Here is a 17,558-nt window from a genome sequence, read left to right on the forward strand (position 1 = left end):
CCTATGCGGCCGCCAGCGACACCGCCGTCGCGACCGCCGCCGACACGGCCGACGCGGCGGATCCCGCCCCCGCGGCGCAAGGCGCGACCCCGGCGCCGCGCGACGCCGCCAAGGGCGTCTCGGTGCCCGGCGAGCAAGACAAACCCGACGGCGCCAGCGGCGAGGACGACAAGTCGACGTCCGCCGCCGACTCCCGCCAGGAACGGCAGGTCGAGCAGAAACGCCGCCAGGACGATGCCCAGGCGGTGCGCGACGCCATCCGCGCCATGAAGGAACTGCTCGCCATGCTCAAGAGCAAGCTGCGCATGCAGGACAAGGCCACCCAGAAACAGGTCGCCGAGGTGCAGGACGCCCTGGCCGACGCCGAAAAGACGGCGCACGCGATCGAAGGCGGCGGCGCAATGAGCGGTCTGGACAGTGGCGGCCTGGGCGCCGCCAGCATGGATGCCGGCGGCGCCATGACGGCGTCGGCCTGACCCGGCGGCGTCTTGCCGCCATTCACGGCCCCGGGGTTTCACCCCGGCGCCGCGCGGCTCGCGGGAAGCGGCATATGATGACGCTCCGTCCCTCTTGTCACGGCCGTTGCCGCCCTCCGCGATGTCCTTCATCCGCCCGTTCCTGCTCGTCCTGCTGGCCCTGCCGCTCCCGGCCATCGCCCAGGCCGACATCGAAGACGCCGCCGCACAGGCCCGCGCGACCTTGAAGCAACAGGCCCTGGAGCCCGAATGGATAGACGAGTGCTTCCTCGCCAGCAATCCATTTCGCTACTGCATCTACCTCGACAAACAAGCCGGCGGATTCCGTGTCGCCGACGTGCAATTGCGCGAGCCCTACCAGGTCTACCTGTTCGACAACGGGCCTGACTATCCGCAGGACGGGCGCTACCGCATCCGCCTGAACGGCAAGATCGGCTATGCCGACGAGGAAACGGGCGCCATCGTCGTCGCCCCGGTCTACGACTGCGCCTTTCCGTTCAAGGACGGCAAGGCCAGCGTGGGCCATGGCTGCAAGAATGAAAGCGATGGCGAGCATCGCTGGTGGTCGGGCGGAGACTGGCAATCGATCGACCGGCAGGGCAAGGTCATTAACTAGCCGGCGGCGCGAACGCACGCGCCGTCGACCCTCACGCCAACCCCAGGTTGCCCGCGAACGTCGTGCTGGCATATGCGCGCCGCGCCAACCCCAGCGCCGCCAGCCGCGGCACCACCGCCTCCAGGAACAGGTCCAGCGACTGCATCGCGCCGCCCGGCAGGGCGATGAAGCCGTCTGCCGCCCCGGCGTCGGCACGCTGGCGGATCGCATCGACCGCATCGTCGACGGTGCCGACCACCGTCCAATGCGCCGACGCGCTGGCCTCGGGCCGCGCCAGCAATTCGCGCAGACAGGGTTGCTCGCGTTCGATCAGACGACGCAGCAACTGGGCATGCGTCGGGCTGCGCAACCCCTTCTGCGGCTGCCCCAGCATGCGCGCCGTAATGGGCGCCGCCGGATCAAGGTGCTCGACGTCCAGGCCGAGCGCCTGCCCGATGTAATGGCGCTTGCGCGACGCATCCTGGCCCGCGTGGGTCGCCTCATGGAGCGCCCGGGCCTGCGCCCGGGTGGGCGCCAGGTACAAGCTCAGGCCGGGCAGCATCCGTATCGCGTCCGGCTCGCGGCCATAGGCGGCCACGCGCCGCCGCAGGTCCTGCCGCAAGGCCTGGCCGCAAGCCACGTCGGGCGTTGCGGCAAACACCGCGTCGGCCACCCGGGCGGCGAAATCCCGCCCCCAGTCCGAGGCGCCCGCCTGGAACAGGGGAATGCGGCCGCCGGCGCGGGCGGGCACATTCAACGGCCCCTGCACACTGAAATACTCGCCGCGATGCGCGATCGGGCCAATGCGGGCCAGATCGGCGTACCGCCCGGATGTCCGGTCCGCCAGCACCGCGTCCTGCGGATAGCTGCGCCACAGCGCCTGCACCACCTCGGTGAACTCCAACGCCTTGCGATAGCGCTGCGCCGACGGCGGCAGCGGCGCATCGCCAAAGTTCTGGCTGCCGTCGAGCGCCGTGACGATGTTCCAGCCCGCGCGGCCATCGCTGATCCAATCGAGCGATTGCAATTGCCGCGCCACCACGTAGGGGGGATTGAACGAGGTGGCGGCGGTCGTCACCAGGCCGATGTGCCGCGTGTCCCGCGCCAGCGCAGCCAACAACAGCGCCGGGTCGAGGCTGCTGAAACCCGGGCCTTGCGCCAGCGCCGGCAGGTCCAAAAACAACGCATCGGGGCGGAACACGAAGTCCAGGCAGGCGTCCTCCGCGCGCTGCGCGACACGACGGTAGAAATCCAGGTCGCACAAGCGCTCGACCTGGCTGTCCGGCCGCCGCCATGCCGAGGCGGACAGCCACGTGGCGGCCAGGGACAATCCGATGCACAAGGGGGATGACTGCATGACGCGGAACTCCTTGAAATACGCATTCAATCGCCAGCGGCGCTGGCAATGGGCACGACCAGGGGCGTGCCGGACACGGGATCGGCCATCACCACGCAGCGGATGCCGAACAGGCGCTGCACCCGCTGCGGCGTGAGGACGTCGACCGGCGGCCCGCAGGCCTCGACCTTGCCGTCGCGCAGCGCGATGATGTGATCGGCATAGCGCGCCGCCTGGTTCAGGTCATGCAGCACCATCACCAGCGTCTTGCCCTGCTGCCGGTTCAACCGACGGCACAGGTCCAGCACCTCGAGCTGGTGGGCGATATCGAGATAGGTAGTGGGCTCGTCGAGCAGCATCACCGGCGCGTTCTGCGCCAACGCGAACGCCAGCCATGCGCGCTGGCGCTGCCCCCCCGACAGGGTGTGCACCGGCCGGTCGGCCAACGCGGTCAGGCCGGTCTGCGCCAGGGCCTGTAGCACCGCGTCGTCATCGGCCGCGCACCAAGGCCGCCAGAAGGTCTGGTGCGGATAACGGCCGCGCGCGACCAGCTCCCCTACCCGAATGCCGTCTGGCGCTTGCGGCGCCTGGGGCAGAAGGCTCAACCGGGCCGCCAGTTCGCGCGCGCCATAACGCTGCAGCGCCTTGCCCTCGAGTTCCACCCGGCCCGCCTGCGGCGCCAGCAGGCGGGCCAATCCTCGCAGCAGCGTCGACTTGCCACAGCCGTTGGGCCCCAGGATGACGGTGATGCGTCCGGCGGGAATATCCAGGTCCAGGTCCTGGCACACGGGCGACAGCTCATGCGACAGCGTGAGTCCGCGCGCGCGCAACACGACATCTGAGGGCGGAGGTGGAGGGCAGTCGCGCATGCAGGCTTTTCGCAATCGGATTGTGTCAGCGGGGGCCGCGGCGCAGCAGCAGCCAGATCAGGTAAAGCCCCCCCAGCAAGCCGGTCAGCTTGCCGATGGGCAGGTTCAATTGCCACGGATGCCGCTGGCCGAGCACGTCAGCGCCGATCACCAGGCAGGCGCCCATGGCGGCCGAGCCGATGATCGAGGGGCCCGCGCCGCCCAGCAGGCGCCGGGCCAGTTGCGGCGCGGCCAGCGCGATGAAGGCGATCGGCCCGGCCGCGCCCGTGGCCAGCGACGCCAGCATCACCGCGCAGAAAAACATCGTCACGCGCACCCGCGCCACCGGCACGCCCAGCTGGTTGGCCAGGTCATCGCCCATTTCCAGTAAAGCCAGACCGCGCGCCGACGCGCACACGAGGGGCAGGCACAACGCGAGGGCGCCCCCCGCCAGCCAGGCATGCGTCCAGGTGCGCGCATTGAGGGAGCCAGACAACCAGAGATTCGCCAACAGCGCATGATCCAGGTCGCCCTTGACCAGCAACAGGCCGTTCACGGCATGCAGCATCGCGCCCACGCCGATGCCGACCAGCACCAGCCGGCGCGCGCTCATTCCGCCACGGCGATAGGCCAGCAGCCAGACCATGGCAGCGGTCAGCAGGCCGCCGAGGGCCGCGCCTCCCGCCGCGCCGATCACGGACGGGCCATACAGGATGATGTGCAGCAAGGCGCCGGAAGCCGCGCCCGTGGTGAAGCCGATGAGATCGGGGGACCCCAGCGGATTGCGCGACAGCGACTGGAACACCGCCCCCGATACGCCGAGCGCGGCGCCCACGAACAGGCCGGTCAACACGCGTGGCAGGCGAAAGCCCAGGATCAGTTGCTCGCCAGACGTCGCCGGCGGGCCGCTGGCCAGCATGTCGAGCATGCGGCCCAGCGACAGCCCGCCACTGCCCGTCCCCAGCGCGACCAGCGCCAGGATCCCGGCCGACAGCAGCAACGCCAGGCCGGCCAGCGCGGCGCGCGGCGCCGCGCCGGCCACGCGCGGCCGCCACCAAGCCATCGAATGGATCGCGTCGCGCATGTCAGCCCATCCCGGCACGGCGCGCCAGCGCCACGAACAGCGGCCCGCCCAGCACTGCCGCCATGATCCCGGCGCTGATCTCGTCCGGCGCCGCGATCACGCGGCCCAGGGTATCCGCGGCCAGCAGCAGGCAGGCGCCCACCAGCGCGGCGCAGGGGATCACGCGGCGATGGCCGGGGCCACAGACATGGCGCGCCACGTGGGGCGCGGCCAGCCCGACGAAGGCGAGCGGGCCGGCGGCGGCGGTGGCCGCGCCAGCCAGCAACACAATGACGACGGCGGTCCCGATCCAGACCAGGCGCGGCCGCGCGCCCAGGGACTTGCCAAGGTCCTGTCCCAGCGCCAGCGCATCCAGCGCGCGCGCCAACGCCAACGCGCCCACCGAGCCCAGCGCCACGGCCGGCAGCACGGCCACCAGCACCTGGCCCGAACGCCCCTGCAACGAACCGACCACCCAATGGCGGAACTGATCGAAGACCCGCTCCTCGCTGTTGAGGGTGATGAGCTGCGTGACGGCCAGCAGGATCGCCGATATCGCCGCGCCGGCCAGAACCAGCCGCAGCGGATCGTGCGCGCGATGCAGCCCGCCGATCGCATAGACCAGCGCGCCGGCCGCCGCCGCGCCGGCAAAACCCGCCATCACCTGCCCCGCCGGCCCGTGCGCGGCGCCCAGCGCCATGGCGGCGGCGATCGCCGCCGCCGCGCCCGCATTGACGCCCAGCAGACCGGGATCGGCCAATGGATTGCGCGTCAGGGTCTGCATCAGCGCCCCGGCGACGCCGAGCGCCCCGCCCGCGACCAGCGCCAGCACGGTGCGTGGCAAGCGCAGATGGCGCAGCAGCAGGTGCTCGCTGTCACGCGCATCGAAGGCGGTGAGCGCGTGCTCCACCGTCGCCAGCGACAACGGCCGCGCGCCGACCATCAGGCTCGCCAACGCCAGCAGGGCGATCGCGATCATGCAGGCCGGCAGCAAGGTCCAGGCGAGGCGGCGGCGCGCGGCCGGCGGGTGCGGGAAGGTCATATGCCGAAGCGTTCGAGCAGAGTGTCGATGATCTGACCGGCGCTGTACGCATCGATGCGAAAGGCGTCGCGGCCAAGGCCGTAGACCTGCCCCGCCCGCACCGACGGCAGGTTGGCCAGCACCGGATCGCGCAGCAGGGCGCCGGCGCCCGCGGCGTCGGCGCGCAGCACGAAGGTGGTGCGCGCCGTCAGGCGCGTCAGCGCCTCGTAGGGCGCCCAGACGAAATCGCCCGGCGCGCCCAGCGCCACGTGCCAGGCCGGATCGGGCGCCTCGATCCGGAAGCCCAGCGAGGCCAGCAGGCGCGCATGCGGGCTGGCCGGCGTGGCGATGGGATTGTTGGTGCCCGGGCCGTTGTAGCTGACGATGTTGACGGCGCCTTCGGGGATGCGCAGGCGGGCGCGGGCCGCGGCGACCCGCGCGTCAAAGTCCGCGATGGCGCGCGCGGCGGCGGCCTCGATGCCGAGCGCCCGGCCCAGTTGCACCGCGAGCTCCTGCCAGGTCTGGTGGCTGTAATCGACCACGATGACCGGCGCGATGGCGCGCAGCGCATCGAGCTGCTCGCGCGCCGAGTCGGCACCGGTGGCCGAGACGATGATGAGATCGGGCCGGGCCGCATACGCCGCTTCCAGGTCGACCTGCCCGGCCGGCCACAGCGGCGTGAGGCCGCGTTCGCGCGCGACCGGCGCCCATTGATCGAAAAAGCGGCCATTGGCGCCGCCGGCGCTGGCAATGAGCGGCGCGTCGATGGCCAGCAACGTGCCGCTGACCGTCACCGACGTCGACAGCACGCGCCGCGGGGCCACGGTCAGCGTGGTCTGCGTGCCATCGGCATTGTCGAAGCGCCGTGGCCAATCCGGCGCCGTCTCCGCCTGCGCCGACGCCCCCAGGCCCAGCGCGAGCGCCATCAGCCACGCGGCCAGCCGGCGACGTGTCGTCACCACGACAGTCGCGCGGTCGCCATGACCGTGCGCCCGGTGCCGTAGTAGCACGAGGTGGCCGCCGAGCACGTGGCCACGTAGCGCTTGTCGGCCAGGTTGCTGCCATTGAGCGCCAACTGCAGGTTCATGCCGCCGATCTTGCCCGCGTCGTAGCGCAGGGCGGCATCGAACAGCGTGTAGGCCGGAATGTGCAGATTGTTGGCCAGGTCGCCATAGGTCGCGCCGACATAGCGCACCCCCGCCCCCATGCCCAGGCCGGCCAGCGGACCGCCATGGAAGGTGTAGTCCACCCACATCGAGCCCATCCACTCGGGCACCCGGATCATGCGGTTGCCAGTGTAGCCGTCGTTGTTGCGCACCACCTTCGAATCCATGCGCGTGACGGCGCCGATGACGCTCAGCCCCCGCAGCGGCGTGATGCGGCCCTCCAGCTCGACGCCGCGCACGCGCACCTTGCCGGTCTGTACCTGGTAGGCCTCGTCGGCCTCGTTGAGCGGATCGGCCGTCAGCACGTTCTGTTGCGACAGCTCGTAGGCCGACAACGTGATCATGCCGTCGATGTGGCGCGGTTCGTACTTCAGGCCCGCCTCCCATTGCGTGCCGGTGGTCGGCTTGAAGGCGCTGCCCGCGCGCGTCGTGCCGCCCGTGGGCTGGAACGACTCCGAATAGCTGAAGTAGGGCGCCAGGCCATTGTCGAACAGGTAGGTGACGCCGGCGCGACCCGTGAAGGCCTCGTCGCGGGTCACCTGGCGCACACCGGTCAGGCGGTTCAGGGAATCCATGCGCGTCCAGTCCTGCCGCCCGCCCAGGGTGAAGCGCCAGCGGTCCAGCGCGATCTGGTCCTGCAGGTACACGCCGTACTGCGAGTCGGTCTCGCGAGTGGACATCTGCTTGGCCAGCGTCGGCTCGAAATCGTAATGGGTATAGACCGGGTCGTACACATTGATGGCAATGACGGCCGGCGAAACGGTCGCGGCCTGGCGCAAGAAGGTCCAATCGGTCTTCTGCCAATCGAAGCCGGCGATCATCGTGTGGGTGAGCGGTCCGGTTCCGAACTTGCCCTCGATGCGCGTGTCGATGGTCTGCGCGTCGGAATCGCCTTCGCCCTGCACCGCGCGACGATTGAGGATGCGGCCGCCGATGAGCGTATTCAGGTTGGTGAGCGCGGCGCCGCGCACCCCGTTGCCCACCGTCGCGCGGTAGAGCGAATCCACGTGCGTGTAGCGCGCGTTCTGGCTGAACTTCCATGCGTCGTTGAACTGATGTTCGAGCTGCCAGCCGGCGGTCCAGATATCGCGGTTGTAGGTGTTCCAGTCGGGCTCGCCCAGGAACGTGGTGTTCTTGATGTAGCCCTCGGCGGCCGGCACCACCGTTCCCTGATAGGGCAGGAACTGGAAGGTGCTGCCGCCCCGATCCTTCTGGTACAGGCCGTGCAGCGTCAACCGTGTGGCGTGATCGTTGAAATACATCGTGGCGCTAGGCGCAATGAACCACTGCTCGTGGTCGGTGTGCTTGATCTGTGTCGCGCCGTCGCCATACAGGCCCACCAGCCGCCACAGCACGTTCTCGTCGCCGTTGGCGCCGCCCAGGTCGAACGCGGTCTGCCTGCGTCCGTGACCGTCGACCTGCAACTGCACCACCTGCTCCTCTCCCAGCGTCGGCAGCTTGCTGACCTGGTTCACCATGCCGCCCGGCGCCAACTGGCCATACAGCACGCTGGAGGGACCTTTCAGCACCTCGACACGCTCCAGGTTCCAGGTATTGAACGAGGTCCGGTTCCAGCTCAGGCTGCTGTCCGACGGCGCGCGCAATCCATCGAGCATCACGTTTGCGCCAAAGCTGCCGGCATCGAAGCCGCGGATATAGAGATCATCGACCCGGTTGTCGATGCCCTGGCTCTCGGGTAAGACACCCGCCGTGTAGCGGGTCGCCTCATTCAGGTTGCGCACGCCGCGCAGGTCCATCTCGCGCCGCTCGATCACCGACACCGATTGCGGCACTTCACGCAGCGGCGTGTCGGTCTTGGTCGAGCCGCCGATCGTCTCTGCGGGCCGGTAGGCATTGACCGTTACGGCTTCCAGGCTGACCGGTTCGTCGGCCGCGAAGACGACGCCAGCCTGCCCCGACAGGGCGAGCAACAGCGGATAGACTGCGCGGCGCCTGGCCGGACGAGCGGCGCGGCGGAAGGGGAGGCGCTTCGGCGCGAGGGCTGGCACGGGACTTCTCCTGCGAGTAAATAAGATTTGTTCTCACTGGAGTAGAGCATGGGGTGCCGATACGCGTCGTTCGTGAAAACGGCAGATTTGTTCGCGCAAACGGCGATCTGCCGCTAGCGCCGGCGCCGCTACAGACGCGCCCGCACCTGCCGCGGCGTCAGGCCGAAATGGCGCCGGAACGCTGTCGAAAAACTGCCGGGATTGGCGTACCCGGCGATTGCCGCCGCCTGCGTCACGTTGATCCCCTCCGCTTCGAGCGCCTGGCGCGCCAGGCGCAGGCGTTCCTGCTGCAGGAAGTCGAATACCGTAATGCCCAGCGCCTGGCGGAAATGGCGCTGCAAGGTGGTGGGCGTGGTGTTCATATGGCGCGCGATCTGCTCGATGCTCAGGGGCTCGCCGGCGTGGCGCCGCAACCACTGCGTCAGGTCCACCATGCGGCGGCGCAGAACGGCGGGCTGCGGCGCCGGATCAGTCGCCTGCCCGGCTGCCCCGCCATCGAGCGACAACGCCTCGATGACCAATTCGATGGCGCGGCTTTCGAGATACAGGCCGGCGACCTGCCGCGGCAGCGACGGTGGATTCAGGAGCTGCTCGGCCAGCAGCCGGGCCCGTGTCGAGGCGCGCCAGCTGCGCGTGGCCAGATGGGGAACCCCATGTGGTGCGAGCGCCCGGGTCTCGCCAAACGATTCTTCCAGCCACTGCCGATTCACGCCGATGCTGACGCGGCGCGACGATTCGCCGCCCAGCACCACTCGCCTGCATTCCTCGGGCTCGCGCAACGTCACCACCCCCGCGTCGACTCCTTGCCCGCGCGCCAGCCGCAGGGCGCTGCGTCCGTAGCTGACGTCGATGCGGCCGTCGAGCACCAGCACGATCCGCAGATGATCATCGACCATCGCCAGCCCGGTCGACGCGTCGCTATCGGTCTCGCAGGCCAGTTGCAGGCTCAGGCCGGGGCGCAAGTGGTGGATCTTCCGCAAGGGCGGCGCGCCGGTGGCACCGGGCGCGCCAGACAGAACGCTAGCCATGGGAGCATGGCGGCCCCGGAAGGTCTTCCAGGCCGCACCGTATCAATGAAAACGATTCTCATTGTATTTTTCGGATGTGAACCTGGCAAGCGTCGACGCCTGTTGTCGCGGGCGGTTCGGTTCGCCCGCCATTTCCGCGCCTACTCCACCCGAACCGATTTGACCGTCATGGTAGTCACCGACCTGGCCGTCGCGATCTCGGCGGTAATGGTGAGGCCGAATCGGCGCAGGAAGACGTAATGCAGCTTGCGGACCGGCACGCCGTTCTCGCTGGTCTCGACGCAGTTCACATCGAGCGCCTGCCCCGGGATCTGCGTCAGGACCCGGCTGGCGGGATAATCCGTGCCGCTGGCGCAGGTGAGCGTTTGCCTGGGCCCGGTCCTCCGCCCTTCCCATCCGCCCTCGCTCTCGAGCGTGAACCGGGCATTTTCCGGCGGATTGGCCAACACATCGCCCGGCCATTGCTGGATGTCGCGCACCATCCAGCGCGGCGGCACCTGCGCGGCCTTGAATCCGCCGGCCTGATGGATCAGCAGCGCCAGGCTGCGATAGTTGAGCGCCAACACATAGTTGACCGGCAGGCCATTGAGCTTGCCGATATAGATACTGCGCAACGTGCCATCGTCGCGGTCATTGTGGAACGTCAACTCATACTCGCTGTCCACCGCGACGTGGTCGATGCCGACGGTATGCTGGGTGCCCGTCAGGCGCAAGACGCGAAACCCCATGGGCTGCGTGCCCGCCGCCGGCAGCCTGGCCCGCACCGCGGGCGGCAGGGCATCGGGCGACAGGGTGCGCGTGGTGTAGCCATCGGCATTGAGCGCGACTTCGCGGGTCGACACAGGTTGCGCGCAGCCCGCCAGCACGGCAACGGCCGCCACCGCGGCCAGTCGGGAAATCGCTTCGGTACGCATGGGATGGGCTCCACTTCAGGCAACAGGCAGGCAAACGCCAAGGCGTGGTGCATTCTGAGGGAGCATCGAGGCGTCAACCAGACTTTGGCAACGATTGGCAATCATTGCCCGGCGTCGGATCCTCCGGCTTGAACCATTCGGGCCACGAGCTGCGATGCCGGTCGCCCGCTTCGATACCGGGAATCAATGTCTGCGCCAGCGCAGGCAACTGATCCGCGGACTTGGCGATCCGATACTTGACGCTGTGCACGCATTCCCGGTCGCCGAATTCGCACCGATTGAGCCGAGTGCCGCCGCAGGGGCCGTTCGCCAGCCCTTTGGGACAGGTCTCGGGGCAGACATAGAGCGTGTCCTGCAAGCGGCAGGTGCCACAGGTGTCACAACCGACCAGCGGCCGCTTGAGCGTCCGTTCGACCGCGTGCAGCGCCTGCGCCGCCACGCCGGTCTTCCAGAACGGCCGCGTCACACTCCAGCCAAAGGCGCTGCCGAGCCATCCCGTGCGATTGAAGAGCTGTTCATGCACCGTGGAAAGCAGCGCATAGCGCAAGCGCTCCCCAGGCGTGGCGGCGACATCGGACTGCCCCAGCTCCCACGTGTCAATGTCAGGGGCGAAGCCTGCCTGGGGCATGCCGGGCATCCGCCAACTCGCCTGCCATCGCTGCGCCCAGTCGGACAGCGAGGTCACCGCATCGCGTTGCTCGGCGATCGCCTGCTCCAGCAACAGCAGTTCGTCCAGCGTATGCACCCCGGACAGATGCACACCGGCATAACCCATCCATTGCAGGCCCACGATCTGCAACGCCAGCCGCTCGAGGCTGCGCGCGCTGGCATGGGCGGGTGATATCTGTTGCTCCCTGCCCAGCAATTCGCGCATGGCGTCAGTGATGACGATGCCGGGCACGTCCTGCAACGCCGCCGCGCGCCTGTGGGTCAGCTGCATCACACAGGCCAGCATGGGTTTGACGCGGCCCTGGGCGCGCATCCAGGCCTGGGCCTCGAGATGCTTGGCGGCGTCGAAACCCAGCTGCAGGGTCAGGAAATCCGCGCCCGCCAGCAGTTTCTTCTGCGCCTTCAGGTACTGCGCGGCGCCTTCTTCCTCGCGGTATTTGAATGGGTTCAACGCGGCGCCCAGCAGCCAGTCCGGGCCGCGCTCGCGGGCAATCTGCAGCGCGGGCACCGACTCCAGATAGCGCACGGGCGCCCGTCCCGGATCATGGCCCGGCAGGCGGTCCCCACTGAGGAGCAGCAGTTGCGACAGGCCCCGCGCCTGCATCGCGTCCATCTGGCGCAGCAGGTCGGCACGCGCGCGATCCTTGCCTGAAAAGTGCAGCAGGGATGAAGCCGGATCGCCCAACGCGCCGGCCCCTTGCAGCGGGCTCAGGTCAGAATGCAGGCCGACACGATCGGCGAAGGCCGGCAGCAACGGCCAGCCGGCCAGGCGCCCGCGCCGCACGATCCGCTGGAGTGCGGCCTGGCGCGCGGGCGCATGCTGGGGAATGATCTCCAGCACGCAGGCGAAGCGTCTCTCGCCCAGCGCCTGTTTCAATGAACTCAAGACAGCTCGATACCGTGTCGATCAAAGGGCGCCGCGCGACCTCAGGCCACCAAGGATGCGGCCAGCGGCGATACGCGCTCACGCCGCGCCGTGCGCGGCGATGTTGCGATATTGCCCCTTGAAATACAGCAATGGCTGCGTGGCGGCGGCTTCCTGCAGATCCAGCGCCTTCACTTCGCCAATCACGATCACGTGATCGCCCGCGGCGTGTTCCGCATGGATCTCGCAATCGATCCAGTGCAGGCTGCCGGCAATGAGCGGATTGCCCAGCGGCGATTCCTGCCAGTCGATACCGCGCCACTTGTCCGTGCCGCGCCGGGCGAACTGGTTGGACACCTCGACTTGCGCTTCCGACAGGATGTTGACGGCGAAACGGCCCGCCTGGCGAATCTTCGGATAGCTGGCCGAACTGGACATCACGCTGAACGACACCAGCGGCGGACTCATCGACACGCTGTGGAACGACTGGCAGGTGAAGCCGATCGGCTCGCCATCGATGTGCGTGGTGACCACCGTGATGCCGGACGCGTAGTGCCCGAGCGCTTCACGAAAGCGCAACGGCTCGATGGCGGGACTGAGGAGTGACATAGTAGGTACTGCCGAATACTGGCGACGGGGCGCAGCGCGAAAGCGCTACGGAAGGCCTTGCGAGTCTGGCCGTCGCAAGCAGCTTGCGACGGCCATTTGCCGTCTCGAAATCAGTTCGAGAGTTCGTTGCGGACGATCTCCGCGCCTGCGCTCAGGGAGCTCAGCTTGGCGCGTGCGATCGCGCGAGACAGCGGGGCCATGCCGCAGTTGGTGCAAGGATAGAGCTTGTCGGCATCCACGAACTTGAGCGCCTTGCGCAGGGTGTTGGCCACTTCCTCGGGCGTTTCGACGGTATTGCTCGCCACGTCAATGGCGCCCACCATCACCTTCTTGCCGCGGATGAGCTCGATGAGCTCCATCGGCACGTGGGAGTTGTGGCACTCCAGCGAAACGATGTCGATATTGGACTTCTGCAGCTTGGGGAAGGCTTCTTCATATTGCCGCCATTCCGAGCCCAGCGTCTTCTTCCAATCCGTATTGGCCTTGATGCCATAGCCATAGCAGATGTGGACCGCGGTTTCGCACTTCAGTCCTTCGATGGCGCGCTCCAGCGTGGCGACGCCCCAGTCATTGACCTCGTCGAAGAAGACGTTGAACGCGGGTTCGTCGAACTGGATGATGTCGACGCCGGCCGCCTCGAGTTCCTTGGCTTCCTGGTTCAGGATCTTGGCGAATTCCCAGGCCAGCTTTTCGCGGCTCTTGTAGTGATCGTCGTACAGCGTATCGATCATCGTCATGGGACCTGGCAGGGCCCATTTGATCGGCTGCTTGGTCTGCTGGCGCAGGAACTTGGCATCCTCGACAAAGACCGGCTTGCGGCGGGCGACGGCGCCCACCACCGTCGGCACGCTCGCATCGTAGCGATCACGGATGCGAACGGTCTTGCGGTTCTCGAAATCCACGCCATCGAGGTGCTCGATGAACGTCGTCACGAAATGCTGGCGCGTCTGTTCGCCATCGCTGACGATGTCGATGCCGGCGTGCTGTTGTTCCTGCAGCGACAGGCGCAGGGCATCCTGTTTGCCCTCGATCAGTCCGCCATCCTGCAATTTCCAGGGCGACCACAGGGTCTCGGGTTCTGCCAGCCAGGAAGGTTTGGGCAGGCTGCCGGCGGTGGAGGTGGGAAGCAATTTTTTCACGATAAGACCTGATGCTCTTTATTAATCAATGAGGGGTAGCCGCGGACCACTGCTCGAGAACCGCCTGATACGGTTTGATGAAGTGTTCCTCGACAAACTTGCCCTGCTCGACAGCCAGCCGGCTACGTTCTTCCCGATCGTAGACAATGCGCGTCAGGGAATAATCCTGGTGCTTCAGGCTCGGCTGATAGGACTTCCCCGCGGCCGAGTTGGCGTTGTAGATCTCGGGCCGATAGATCTTCTGGAAGGTGTCCATCGTGCTGATGGTGCTGATCAGCTCGAGATTGGTGTAATCGCCCAGCAGATCGCCGGTGAAGTAGAAAGCCAGCGGCGCGGCGCTGTTCGGCGGCATGAAGTAGCGAACCTTCATGCCCATTTTCTTGAAATACTCGTCCGTCAGCGAATATTCATCCTGCAGGTATTCGACGCCCAGCACGGGATGCTGATTTTCGGTGCGCTGGTAGACCTTGCTGCTCGACACGCTCAGGCAGATGACGGGCGCCTTGCTGAAGTTCTCTTTGTAGGCGCTCGAGTTCACGAAGCTCTTGAAGAGCTTGCCGTGCAGGTCGCCGAAATTCTCCGGCGCGCTGAATGCGGGCTGGTTCTTGTTGTGCTCCAGCAGCAGCACGCTGAAATCGTAATCCCGCACGTAGGAGGAAAAGTTGTTCCCCACGATGCCTGCGAAACGCTCATTGGTTTTCCGGTCGAGAATGCTGGTCTTCAGCACTTCGATCAGCGGCAGGCCATTGCCGCTGCTTTCGCCCTCGATATTCAGCTCGACGGAAATGATTTCAAGGTTGACGGCATAGCGGTCGCCCTTGGGATTGTCCCAATGCGCCAGGGCATTGAAACGATTGTCGATCATCGCCAGCGTGTTGCGCAGGTTCTCTTGACGGCTCGCGCCTCTGGCCAGATTGGCGAAGTTGGTCGTGATTCGCGTATTGTCCGCGGGACGATAATCCTCGTCGAAACAAATGCTCTTGATGGCAAATGTGAACTCTTTACTCATTCTGATCCGGCGCCCAAATTTCTGAAATAAAACCCGCGACTGTTTCCTGCTTTTCAGTAATTTCCAATGCTTTTTTGGATTTTTTTGATTTAGCAGTATTGACACTGTCAACATTCGGGTCGTATTTTATGTCGCGCCTTCCATGAATAAAAATGATTTTATTTCGATCAAATCATTAGTTCGGCTCATGATCCGGCGGGCGCGCACGAGACCTGGCAAACGGTCCTTGGCGGCCCCGCTTGGCGGCCCCGGAAACGACAAGGGGAAGCCGGTCCGGCTTCCCCTCATCAATTCAACGCGTTCTTGGCCAACGGCCTTGTTCGGACGCGGCTTACTCCACCGTCACGCTCTTGGCCAGGTTGCGCGGCTTGTCCACGTCGGTGCCACGGGCGCAGGCCGTGTGATACGACAGCAGCTGCAGCGGCACCGTGTGCAGGATCGGCGACAGCTTGCCGTAGTGCTCGGGCATGCGGATCACGTGCATGCCTTCGGCGCTCTGGATCTTGCTGTCGGCATCGGCGAACACGTACAGCTCGCCGCCGCGCGCGCGCACTTCCTGCATGTTGGACTTCAGCTTTTCCAGCAACTCGTCCTTGGGCGCGATGGTGACCACGGGCATGTGCTCGGTCACCAGGGCCAGCGGGCCGTGCTTGAGTTCGCCGGCCGGGTAGGCCTCGGCGTGGATGTAGCTGATTTCCTTGAGCTTGAGCGCGCCTTCCAGCGCGATCGGGTAGTGCATGCCGCGGCCCAGGAACAGCGCGTTTTCCTTGGAGGCGAAGCGGTCGGCCCACGCCATGATCTGCGGCTCCAGCGCCAGCACCGAGCCGATGGCCACGGGCAGGTGGCGCAGCGCCTTCAGGTGCTCGGTCTCCTGCTCCTCGGTCAGGCGGCCGCGCACCTGCGCCAGCGCCAGCGTCAAGAGGAACAGCGCGGTCAGCTGCGTGGTGAAGGCCTTGGTCGAGGCCACGCCGATTTCGACGCCGGCGCGGGTGATGTACGACAGCTTGCACTCGCGCACCATGGCGCTGGTCGACACGTTGCAGATGGTCAGCGTGTTTTCCATGCCCAGCGAACGGGCGTGCTTGAGCGCGGCCAGGGTGTCGGCGGTCTCGCCCGACTGCGAGATCGTGACCACCAGCGAGCGCGGGTTCGGCACGCTGTCGCGGTAGCGGTATTCGCTGGCGATTTCGACGGCCACCGGGATCTTGGCGATCGATTCGATCCAGTACTTGGCGGTCAGGCCGGCGTAGTAGCTGGTGCCGCACGCCAGGATCAGCAGCGAGTCGACGTCCTTGAAGATCTTGTAGGCGTCGTCGCCGAACAGTTCGGGCGTGATGGACTCGATATCCTGCAGCGTGTCGCCGACGGCGCGCGGCTGCTCGAAGATTTCCTTCTGCATGTAGTGGCGATAGGGGCCGAGTTCGGCCGCGCCCGTGTGCACGTGCACCGTGTGCACCTCGCGCTTCACGTCCTTGCCGTTGGCGTCCACGATCCAGACGCGAGCCAGCTGCAGGTCGACGACGTCGCCGTCTTCCAGGTAGATGATCTGGTCGGTGGTGCCGGCCAGCGCCAGCGCGTCCGAGGCCAGGAAGTTCTCGTTCTGGCCCACGCCCACCACCAGCGGCGAGCCCTGGCGCGCGCCAACCACGCGGTGCGGTTCGTCGCGGCAGAACACGGCGATGGCGTAGGCGCCATGCAGGCGGCGCACGGCATTCTGCACGGCCTCGAACAGGTCGCCCGCGTAAAGGTGGTTGACCAGGTGCGCGATCACTTCGGTGTCGGTCTGGCTTTCGAACACGTAGCCCACGGCCTGCAGCTCGGCGCGCAGTTCGTCGTGGTTCTCGATGATGCCGTTGTGCACCAGCGCGATGCGCGGCTCGTCGTTGCCCAGGCGCGAGAAGTGCGGGTGGGCGTTGTGCGTGGCGGGCACGCCGTGCGTGGCCCAGCGGGTGTGGGCGATGCCGGTGAAGCCTTGCAGGTGGTCCTGGGCGACCTGTTCGGCCAGCTCGGCCACGCGCTGGGTGCTGCGCGTGCGGCGCAGGTGGCCGTCGGCATACACGGCGACGCCGCAGGAGTCATAGCCACGGTATTCCAGCCGCTTCAGGCCTTCGACCAGGATCGGGGTGATGTCGCGCTGGGCGACGGCGCCAACAATGCCGCACATAGGAGAGACTCCGGAAAGTTCGAGTACGGAACGCATTGTGCGCGCAGCGCCAAGAAATTTGATTTCTTTATCTGCTCAGATTTGACAGTTTATTCACTTACATATTTGTGATTAAATAATATTTCATGAATAACGGATTGGTGAATTAATCATGCAAAATCCGCCGCTTTCCCACCCCGAACTGGATGATCTGGACCTGCGCATCCTGGAACAGCTGCAGGACGACAATTCGCTGACCAACCAGGAACTCGCCTCGCGCGTGCATGCCTCGCCGCCGACCTGCCTGCGGCGGGTGCGGCGCCTGGTGGAAGAAGGGGTGATTGCGCGCCAGGTGGCCATCCTGGCGGCCGAGAAGCTGGGCAGCACGCTGACCGCCATCGTCGAGATCACGCTGGACGTGCAGGCGGCCGAAAGCCTGGACGCCTTCGAACAGATCATGCTGGCCGAACCGGCGGTGCTGCAGTGCTACCGCGTGTCGCCGGGGCCGGATTTCGTGGTGATCGCGCAGGTCCGGGACATGCCGGCCTATCACGCGCTGGCGCACCGCGCCTTCACCGCGCACGCCAACGTGCGCAACGTGCGCACGTTCTTCTCGGTGCATCGCGCCAAGTTCGAGACCCGCATCGACCTGCGGGCGCCATAGCGAC

The 17,558-nt window shown here is 66.8% G+C and carries 16 protein-coding genes; 3 read left to right on the forward strand and 13 right to left on the reverse strand.

Annotated features, from left to right (window positions below):
- A partial coding sequence (locus H0523_RS13510; protein WP_218950879.1) for a hypothetical protein occupies positions 1–476 on the forward strand: 476 nt, incomplete at its 5' end.
- Between the two features lie 121 nt (positions 477–597).
- Positions 598–1,092, forward strand: a complete 495-nt coding sequence (locus H0523_RS13515; RefSeq protein WP_231689820.1) for a WG repeat-containing protein — start codon at positions 598–600, stop codon at positions 1,090–1,092.
- 31 nt (positions 1,093–1,123) lie between these two features.
- Here H0523_RS13515 and H0523_RS13520 read toward each other — a convergent pair whose 3' ends face one another.
- From H0523_RS13520 to glmS, 13 genes are all read right to left on the reverse strand, one after another.
- Positions 1,124–2,428 carry an NtaA/DmoA family FMN-dependent monooxygenase gene (locus H0523_RS13520; protein ID WP_054433827.1) on the reverse strand — a complete coding sequence of 435 codons (1,305 nt, stop codon included), beginning with the start codon at positions 2,426–2,428 and terminating at the stop codon, positions 1,124–1,126.
- A 26-nt stretch (positions 2,429–2,454) separates the two neighbouring features.
- Entirely contained in the window at positions 2,455–3,276 is an 822-nt protein-coding gene (locus H0523_RS13525) for an ABC transporter ATP-binding protein (RefSeq protein WP_054433821.1), read from the reverse strand.
- A 25-nt stretch (positions 3,277–3,301) separates the two neighbouring features.
- Entirely contained in the window at positions 3,302–4,339 is a 1,038-nt protein-coding gene (locus H0523_RS13530; RefSeq protein ID WP_156333402.1) for a FecCD family ABC transporter permease, read from the reverse strand.
- 1 nt (position 4,340) lies between these two features.
- On the reverse strand, positions 4,341–5,360 hold the full coding sequence (locus H0523_RS13535; RefSeq protein WP_054433820.1) for a FecCD family ABC transporter permease: 1,020 nt from the start codon (positions 5,358–5,360) through the stop codon (positions 4,341–4,343).
- Positions 5,357–6,298 (reverse strand): Fe2+-enterobactin ABC transporter substrate-binding protein, encoded by a 942-nt coding sequence (fepB, locus tag H0523_RS13540; RefSeq protein ID WP_231689822.1) that lies wholly within the window; start codon positions 6,296–6,298, stop codon positions 5,357–5,359. The genes H0523_RS13535 and fepB overlap by 4 nt, the downstream gene beginning before the upstream one ends.
- Complete coding sequence (locus tag H0523_RS13545; RefSeq protein WP_231689823.1) at positions 6,295–8,514, reverse strand: TonB-dependent siderophore receptor; 2,220 nt, start codon at positions 8,512–8,514, stop codon at positions 6,295–6,297. Before H0523_RS13545 ends, fepB begins: the two co-directional genes overlap by 4 nt.
- Positions 8,515–8,642: 128 nt before the next feature.
- The gene (locus H0523_RS13550) at positions 8,643–9,494 is read right to left on the reverse strand and encodes an AraC family transcriptional regulator (RefSeq protein WP_180180075.1); all 852 of its coding nucleotides are present in this window, start codon (positions 9,492–9,494) and stop codon (positions 8,643–8,645) included.
- A 188-nt stretch (positions 9,495–9,682) separates the two neighbouring features.
- Positions 9,683–10,456, reverse strand: a complete 774-nt coding sequence (locus H0523_RS13555) for a hypothetical protein (protein ID WP_054433816.1) — start codon at positions 10,454–10,456, stop codon at positions 9,683–9,685.
- A gap of 73 nt (positions 10,457–10,529) precedes the next feature.
- A complete protein-coding gene (locus tag H0523_RS13560; protein WP_054433815.1) occupies positions 10,530–12,011 on the reverse strand; it encodes a methylenetetrahydrofolate reductase C-terminal domain-containing protein in 1,482 nt (493 codons plus the stop codon).
- Positions 12,012–12,089: 78 nt separating this feature from the next.
- Positions 12,090–12,599, reverse strand: a complete 510-nt coding sequence (locus H0523_RS13565) for a flavin reductase family protein (protein ID WP_054433813.1) — start codon at positions 12,597–12,599, stop codon at positions 12,090–12,092.
- Positions 12,600–12,709: 110 nt separating this feature from the next.
- Complete coding sequence (locus H0523_RS13570) at positions 12,710–13,738, reverse strand: methionine synthase (RefSeq protein WP_180180076.1); 1,029 nt, start codon at positions 13,736–13,738, stop codon at positions 12,710–12,712.
- A 25-nt stretch (positions 13,739–13,763) separates the two neighbouring features.
- Positions 13,764–14,747, reverse strand: coding sequence for a DUF1852 domain-containing protein (locus tag H0523_RS13575; RefSeq protein ID WP_054433809.1), 984 nt, complete (start codon positions 14,745–14,747; stop codon positions 13,764–13,766).
- A gap of 331 nt (positions 14,748–15,078) precedes the next feature.
- Positions 15,079–16,911: a glutamine--fructose-6-phosphate transaminase (isomerizing) gene (gene glmS / locus H0523_RS13580; RefSeq protein WP_054433807.1), complete on the reverse strand. Its 1,833-nt coding sequence runs from the start codon at positions 16,909–16,911 to the stop codon at positions 15,079–15,081.
- A gap of 151 nt (positions 16,912–17,062) precedes the next feature.
- Here glmS and H0523_RS13585 point away from each other — a divergent pair, with 151 nt between their 5' ends.
- Positions 17,063–17,554: an Lrp/AsnC family transcriptional regulator gene (locus H0523_RS13585; RefSeq protein ID WP_054433805.1), complete on the forward strand. Its 492-nt coding sequence runs from the start codon at positions 17,063–17,065 to the stop codon at positions 17,552–17,554.
- Positions 17,555–17,558: the final 4 nt, after the last annotated feature.

This window comes from Achromobacter insuavis (assembly GCF_902859645.1).
Classification (GTDB): domain Bacteria; phylum Pseudomonadota; class Gammaproteobacteria; order Burkholderiales; family Burkholderiaceae_B; genus Achromobacter; species Achromobacter insuavis.

Excerpts from the sequence above, each read along its gene's own strand:
- H0523_RS13515 (WP_231689820.1), top strand. The coding sequence starts at position 598 with ATGTCCTTCATCCGCCCGTTCCTGCTCGTCCTGCTGGCCCTGCCGCTC.
- H0523_RS13520 (WP_054433827.1), bottom strand. The coding sequence starts at position 2,428 with ATGCAGTCATCCCCCTTGTGCATCGGATTGTCCCTGGCCGCCACGTGG.
- H0523_RS13525 (WP_054433821.1), bottom strand. The coding sequence starts at position 3,276 with ATGCGCGACTGCCCTCCACCTCCGCCCTCAGATGTCGTGTTGCGCGCG.
- H0523_RS13530 (WP_156333402.1), bottom strand. The coding sequence starts at position 4,339 with ATGCGCGACGCGATCCATTCGATGGCTTGGTGGCGGCCGCGCGTGGCC.
- H0523_RS13535 (WP_054433820.1), bottom strand. The coding sequence starts at position 5,360 with ATGACCTTCCCGCACCCGCCGGCCGCGCGCCGCCGCCTCGCCTGGACC.
- H0523_RS13555 (WP_054433816.1), bottom strand. The coding sequence starts at position 10,456 with ATGCGTACCGAAGCGATTTCCCGACTGGCCGCGGTGGCGGCCGTTGCC.
- H0523_RS13565 (WP_054433813.1), bottom strand. The coding sequence starts at position 12,599 with ATGTCACTCCTCAGTCCCGCCATCGAGCCGTTGCGCTTTCGTGAAGCG.
- H0523_RS13575 (WP_054433809.1), bottom strand. The coding sequence starts at position 14,747 with ATGAGTAAAGAGTTCACATTTGCCATCAAGAGCATTTGTTTCGACGAG.
- glmS (WP_054433807.1), bottom strand. The coding sequence starts at position 16,911 with ATGTGCGGCATTGTTGGCGCCGTCGCCCAGCGCGACATCACCCCGATC.
- H0523_RS13585 (WP_054433805.1), top strand. The coding sequence starts at position 17,063 with ATGCAAAATCCGCCGCTTTCCCACCCCGAACTGGATGATCTGGACCTG.